Consider the following 6,430-nt stretch of genomic DNA (forward strand, 5'->3'; position numbering starts at 1 on the left):
AAGCGATCGCGCGCGATCGCACTTTTGACGTTTTGGCAGGTGCAGCCGGAGCAATACTAGGATTACTAAGTTTACATTCCGTCATCAAGGAACCTATTGTTTTAGATACTGCGATCGCCTGTGGTCATCACTTGCTAAATCACCGTACTGCTTGCACTCAGTCTGGCTTGAAAGCTTGGCAAAGTGTCGAATCAAAATTATTAACCGGATTTTCTCATGGCGCAGCAGGGATAGCCTACGCCTTGCTACGGCTGTATAAATCCACCTCCGAGCCGGTGTTTCTCAAAGCTGCACAGGAAGCACAAGCCTATGAAGCCAGCGTCTTTTCTGCTAGCGCTAAAAATTGGCCAGACTTCCGATCTTTTAACCCAAACGAACAGCAACCTAGTTTTATGACAAGCTGGTGTCATGGCGCACCTGGAATTGGTTTAGCTCGTTTAGGTAGCTTAGAGATTCTGGAAACTGCCCAAATTTTGCAAGAAATCGCCGACGCAGCAGACACAACTCAGCAGTTTGGTTTACAAAGTATAGATCATCTCTGCTGTGGCAACTTTGGCAGAATAGAATTGCTAATGGTGGCTGCACAAAAACTATCGCGTTCAGATTTGTGGGAACTTGCCCAAAAACAAACTTCCTATCTAATAGCTAGAGCAAAACATTTAGGTCATTTTTCTCTGTATCCCCAAATTGAAGGAGATTTTTACAGTCCAAGTTTCTTTCGCGGTACGGCGGGGATTGGCTATCAACTATTACGATTAGCACACCCAAATTTACTTCCTTCTGTATTATTGTGGAACTAATCCAGAATAACTTGGTTATTACTCCCTAACTCTCTATTTTTTAGTTAGCTTCAATACTTAGGAACAACATTAATGAATTCAATGCCAAGAGAGTTATTTGTCCAAATTACTCTGAAAATATTACAAATTTGTAACGATCGCGATTAAGGGCTGTAACCAGTGTTACCCTAAAACCACACTAAATTTGAGGTAGCTTTGTCATGCCACCTCAGTCATGTACAACATCTAAATAGAGGTTTTTTCCCATGACTTCAGCAACATCTCAACCAGAACCAATGACTCGTGAAGAACTACAAGCCAAACTGATTGCCAAAGCTTGGGAGGACGAGTCATTTAAGCAAGAACTACTCAGTAACCCCACAGCAGTCGTTGCTAAGGAAATGGGTTTGGATAATATCCCAGGAGTCAACATCCAGATAGTAGAAGAAACGCCAACTACCTATTACCTAGTGCTACCTGCTAAACCGACAACAAATGACAGTGAAGAACTTTCTGATTCGGAATTAGAAGCTGTCGCGGGTGGACGAAGACGCAGCCGTGGAGGGGCTGTATCGGTCATACTTTGGCCTACTTGCAGTTGACAATCGCATCAAACTCAATCTAGCTTCTTTGCATTTAATAGTAGTTCTGAGATGAATCACTTTTTGAGTAGTTCTTCAAAACCATTACCAACTTGCAGAGAAATACTTAAAGTAATAAAAAGGTGGAGAGATGGGAAAAATCTATATAGTAAGCCTAAATCCTTCGTACAAACTTGTAGGGTAGCGCCCCTGCCTACCCCCGATCGATCGGGGGCAACCACGGAGAGATTGCCTCTACCTTGATTGTACAAATCATTTAGACGTGCTATAAAAACTTTCCTTATGACTCCTTCATTCCCTCCAAGTCTCATCCACCTTTTCCTCTTCAATCAGAAATAAATGTCAATGTATTCAATAAATAGTTTAAATCTTTTTACAGCAGCAAATTATCTAGGTATGACCTATCCTGCCTATAGGAATTATTTAAAATTATTAAATGGTAAAAGCCCATTTGTGGCGATTGGTGCTAACAACAATAATGGTCAGCCTGTGGGTTTAGTGCTGGCTGAAATTTTACCCGAAGAACATAATGCTGAAGTCCTTTCTATTTTCGTTGAGTCCAAACATCGCTGTTTAGGAATTGCTAGAGCAATGCTCGCTCAATTAGAACAAATATTAGTTAAACACGGCTGTACTACCGCCAACTTAAGCTATACAACAGACAAAGCCACAACACCTGCCATAGAAAGCCTGCTGATAAAATGCAATTGGAGTCCTCCCCAGCCAAGAATGTTTATCTGTAAAGCTACGCCAAAGCAGATGCTATCAGCAGATTGGATGTCTCGATGCAGCCTTCCTGACTCCTTGACGACGTTTTTTTGGCGCGATTTAACAGAAGGTGAACGAAGAGAAATATTAAGAAAACAGCAAGCCGAGCCTTGGTATCCAGACATTCTCTCCCCTTTTTCTGAAGAAAAAATTATTGAACCGCTCAATAGTTTAGGTCTTCGTTATCAAGGAGAAGTGGTAGGATGGATGATTACTCATCGCTTAGCACCCGACACAATTAGATATAGTAGATTGTTTGTAAAGAAAGAATTGCAAAAGATGGGGCGTGCTATTTGTTTATTAGCTCAAGCAATTAAGTATCATTACGATAGTGGAATTCCCTATGGGATTTGGACTGTGCAACAAGACAATAGTCCTATGGTAAGTTTTATGCAACGGCGTATGCTGCCCTACATGACTGAGATCGTTGAAACTAAAGGTTCCTCTAAAGTGTTGGTCTAAAAAATGAGGATTATAAGTAAATCCACTTAACATAAATTTCTATTTAAGGGAAGTTACAGGGGTTCGACCTGCTGGATAACTTGTGAAAATTAGTATAATTTCGTTATAGCCTATGAAGTATCGCTGAGTGATTTATCTGCCAATACTAAGGCACTTATTACTGGCGATCGCGATTTACTAATCCTCAGAGGATTTACAGGCATCTGCATTTTAACGTCACAAAAATTTATAGAACTTTATTATTTTACCAATGCCTAATTCCGACCAACTCCCCTTTACCACCCTCACTTGCTCCGCCTGGCAAAGTAGAATCAGTTACCCAACTCCAAGCGCTCCCCTCTATTCTAATGACCATAACTTTGATACAATCTAAAGTTTACAACAAACTTACTATAATGCGGCGGGGTGAAAATTATGAGCAATCGTCCAATTATCCTTGGTATTGTCGGTGACAGCGCAGCGGGTAAAACTACTCTAACGCGGGGAATTGCCCAAGTCTTAGGGCCAGAAAACGTTACCATCATCTGTACCGATGACTATCACCGATACGACAGAAAACAGCGGGCCGAAATTGGGATCACAGCTTTGCACCCCGATTGCAACTACTTAGATATCATGCAGCAACACCTAACTCTGCTGCGAACCGGACAACCCATCCTCAAACCAATTTATAACCACACGACGGGTGCTTTCGATCCCCCGGAGTATATTAAGCCAAGTAAATTTGTGATCATGGAAGGGTTACTCGGTTATGCTACTCGCGGAGTGAGGGAATCCTACGATGTTAAAGTTTACCTGGCTCCCCCTGAGTCACTACGCGCCCAGTGGAAGATCAAGCGCGATACTATGAAGCGGGGCTACACGGAAGAACAAGTGCGAGCAGAACTAGAAAAACGCGAGCCTGATTCTGAAGAGTTCATCCGTCCCCAGCGGAAAACGGCAGATGTAGTTGTTACATTTTACCCGCCCGATGAGGAAGACGCTTCTAATCTTAACGTGCGCTTGGTGCTCAGACCAACTATTCCTCATCCTAACTTTACTGAGATTTTAGATCGAGGTAGTGCCAGTTTCAAACCCGCAATTCGCTTAGGATTGGATCGGGATATGGGTAAACCTGTTGATGTTTTAGAAGTGGATTCTCACGCCACAAGCGCACAGGTGAATGAATTAGAGAAGATTCTCTGTAATGAAATGCCTCACTTGCGGGGATTTTGCAGCACGGAAGGCAACCCTGAAATCGGTAAACTTGTGGGTACAACTGGGGAAGTGCTTCAGAGTTATCCCCTAGCTTTGACGCAATTGCTTATTGCTTATCACATGATTAAGGCAACGCAAGCTTATTAAGAAAAAAACCCGGTTTCTTGAAGAAACTGGGTTTTTTGGCTATATTTCGGGGAAACTTTTTTATGCTTTTGAAGAAGGGGCTAGGGGCTAGGGGCTAGGGAAGAAGGAGAGGGAGATGGGGAAGAAGGAGAGGGAGATGGGGAGGATGGGGAGGATGGGGAGAAAATTTCCCCAATTAACAGTTAACAGTTAACAATTAGCAGATTGTTCCTCATGCAAATAAAAGCTACTATAATTTCTTATTGGTTTCATTAAGTAGGATAAGATGTTGTGCTTAACAGCACAAGTAGTTTGAGGGGAACTTTACCAACTCTTTAAAAAATCGAGGTTGTTTTCTAGTTATATAAAGTTACAGTAAAGTTTTCCGATCTCTAAGATAGCTAATTTTTTCTCTCCCTTCATCCCTCTTCCTTCATCCTTCTTCCTTCTTCCTTCATTTAATAAATTACTTGGGCATCAGCTATTTTCCACACGCCATCCCAATACTCTAAACTGTAGCGAACCAGTTTGGTATTAAAACTACTATTCTCGACTTGACCATTTTGATAAAGGGTGACATCTTCGGTAACTCTAACTTCAATAGTTGCTTTGTTTCCCGACGCTGCAAACCGTTCGACGGATTCAACTTTTTGAACGCCGTAGCGATAGTAAGCCTTGTTGTTTTTCAAATACTCAATGGCTTTAACAGTGTCAGCATACAAAATACCTGTAGTCAGGCTAGCAAGGCTTTCACGATCGAAGGGGGGAGCAAATACTTTTTGCTTGGTATCCAGCCAGCGACTAATGATATCGGCAGCTTGTCCTAAAGTAAGGGCTGCACTGTTGGTGTTAGCTTGAGTAAGAATTATACCTTTGGTTGGGGAAGCCGCGATCGAATATACCTCTCCCTTCTCCTTAATTAGAGGAGAGTTGAGAGTTTGCCAATTCTCCTTAAAAATGGGGAAGGTAGCAGCTTGAATTGGCGTTACTGAGTTCAGAGGAATTAAGAAGGCTGCGATCGCGAAAATTCTCAGTTTCATTTTTGTGCGGGAAAATAGGCAATTTCCACTGATGGCGTTAGTTGACTTTGGGGTGCAGGTAGCATTTCGCCTCGGAAGTCTAATAGTTGGACGAGGATGAGGTAGGCGATCGCTAAAAATACAGAAATCGCACCAGTGACAATAGCAATAATCTTCGATCGATCCATGTCCAGCAATATGTAGGCACATCTATTGTCTATATTATCTCAAATTGGGAGGATTCGCGATCGCGCCTCGAACCAGATTAGAATCAGTATTAAAAGCACAGACTAACGCCCTCTATGGATACTGCTGTAGATTTAATCCCCATCAACAAGCCAGAACCAACTCCAGCGGTAGAAACCTCTCAACTTGGCAAGCTATACCGCACTGGTTTTTGGATGAATCAAAAAATTGAATCTCTCAAAAGCTGCACCCTGACAGTCTTTCAGGGGGAAACTTTCGGACTTTTGGGCCAAAACGGTGCGGGAAAAACTACCCTGCTGAAAACGCTGCTAGGTATCGTGCGGCCTACATCTGGGTGGGGGCTGCTTTTGGGTCAACCATTGGGCGATCGCACTGTCAAACAGCGAGTTGGCTACCTCCCAGAAAATCCCTATTTCTACGATTATCTCACTGGCTGGGAATTCTTACAGTTTACCGCTGGATTGTTCCAAATTCCAGCCTCCGTGCAGCGCCAGCGCATTCCCGATTTGTTAGACTTGGTGGGGCTAGCTAAGTCAGCAGCAATCAAAAAACAGTTGCGCCAATATTCTAAAGGAATGCTGCAAAGGATTGGCATGGCTCAAGCACTGATTAACGATCCAGTGTTAGTCTTTCTCGATGAGCCGATGTCGGGTCTCGATCCGATGGGACGCTATCAAATGCGTGAGATTATTTTATCGCTCAAAGCCCAGAAGAAGACAATTTTTTTTAATAGCCACGTCCTCTCAGATGTGGAACAAATCTGCGATCGCATCGGTATCCTCGCCCAAGGCGAATTAATCTGTATTGGCAACCTTAATGAACTGTTGGGAACAACTGAAACCTACCATGTTAAAGGTAAAGGTGGCCATTTAAACGTACTTAAAAAATGGGTACCCGATTTAGAACTGGAGGGTGAGGTCTGGTACGGTCATTTGCAAGCTAGCCCCCAAGATTTTATCGCTACTCTCACTCTGATGGGAGCGCAATTGATAGGTATGAACCTAGCTAGACCTAGTTTAGAAGAGTTTTTTCTCCAGCAGTTACAACAGCGTGGTATCCATTCCAGCAGTTGATCTCGGAACCGCCATCATGACTCTTGACAATTTTATTGTTAGCACTTACAGGACTTACGCAACCAACCACAGAAACCGGGTTTTTTGACGAAAATACTTCGTTCTGCCTCCTGCCTCCTGCCTCCTGCCTCCTGCCTCCTGCCTCCTGCCTAACGCAGTAATTCCTCTAACTTTTGCTGATTCCATAAGGACTGGTA

General features: G+C 43.1%; 8 protein-coding genes. 5 read left to right on the forward strand and 3 right to left on the reverse strand.

From position 1 onward, the window contains the following. On the forward strand, positions 1 to 800 hold an 800-nt coding region (locus tag PN499_RS07910), incomplete at its 5' end, for a lanthionine synthetase LanC family protein (protein WP_334311663.1). A gap of 245 nt (positions 801 to 1,045) precedes the next feature. Then, positions 1,046 to 1,381: an NHLP leader peptide family RiPP precursor gene (locus PN499_RS07915; RefSeq protein ID WP_272031200.1), complete on the forward strand. Its 336-nt coding sequence runs from the start codon at positions 1,046 to 1,048 to the stop codon at positions 1,379 to 1,381. 56 nt (positions 1,382 to 1,437) lie between these two features. Here PN499_RS07915 and PN499_RS07920 read toward each other — a convergent pair whose 3' ends face one another. Next, positions 1,438 to 1,692 (reverse strand): hypothetical protein, encoded by a 255-nt coding sequence (locus tag PN499_RS07920; protein WP_272031201.1) that lies wholly within the window; start codon positions 1,690 to 1,692, stop codon positions 1,438 to 1,440. Between the two features lie 85 nt (positions 1,693 to 1,777). Here PN499_RS07920 and PN499_RS07925 point away from each other — a divergent pair, with 85 nt between their 5' ends. Both PN499_RS07925 and PN499_RS07930 read left to right on the forward strand, forming a co-directional pair. Beyond that, on the forward strand, positions 1,778 to 2,611 hold the full coding sequence (locus PN499_RS07925) for a GNAT family N-acetyltransferase (protein WP_272031204.1): 834 nt from the start codon (positions 1,778 to 1,780) through the stop codon (positions 2,609 to 2,611). Between the two features lie 414 nt (positions 2,612 to 3,025). Then, positions 3,026 to 3,955, forward strand: coding sequence for a phosphoribulokinase (locus PN499_RS07930; protein WP_272031205.1), 930 nt, complete (start codon positions 3,026 to 3,028; stop codon positions 3,953 to 3,955). A 437-nt stretch (positions 3,956 to 4,392) separates the two neighbouring features. Here PN499_RS07930 and PN499_RS07935 read toward each other — a convergent pair whose 3' ends face one another. Then, positions 4,393 to 4,974 carry an ARC6/PARC6 family protein gene (locus PN499_RS07935; RefSeq protein ID WP_272031207.1) on the reverse strand — a complete coding sequence of 194 codons (582 nt, stop codon included), beginning with the start codon at positions 4,972 to 4,974 and terminating at the stop codon, positions 4,393 to 4,395. After that, positions 4,971 to 5,141, reverse strand: coding sequence for a hypothetical protein (locus tag PN499_RS07940; protein WP_007358508.1), 171 nt, complete (start codon positions 5,139 to 5,141; stop codon positions 4,971 to 4,973). Before PN499_RS07940 ends, PN499_RS07935 begins: the two co-directional genes overlap by 4 nt. A 114-nt stretch (positions 5,142 to 5,255) precedes the next feature. Here PN499_RS07940 and PN499_RS07945 point away from each other — a divergent pair, with 114 nt between their 5' ends. Further along, positions 5,256 to 6,233 (forward strand): ABC transporter ATP-binding protein, encoded by a 978-nt coding sequence (locus tag PN499_RS07945; protein WP_007358505.1) that lies wholly within the window; start codon positions 5,256 to 5,258, stop codon positions 6,231 to 6,233. The last annotated feature ends 197 nt before the right edge of the window (positions 6,234 to 6,430 follow it).

Origin of the sequence: Kamptonema animale CS-326 (assembly GCF_028330895.1) — a bacterium.
Classification (GTDB): domain Bacteria; phylum Cyanobacteriota; class Cyanobacteriia; order Cyanobacteriales; family Microcoleaceae; genus Kamptonema; species Kamptonema formosum.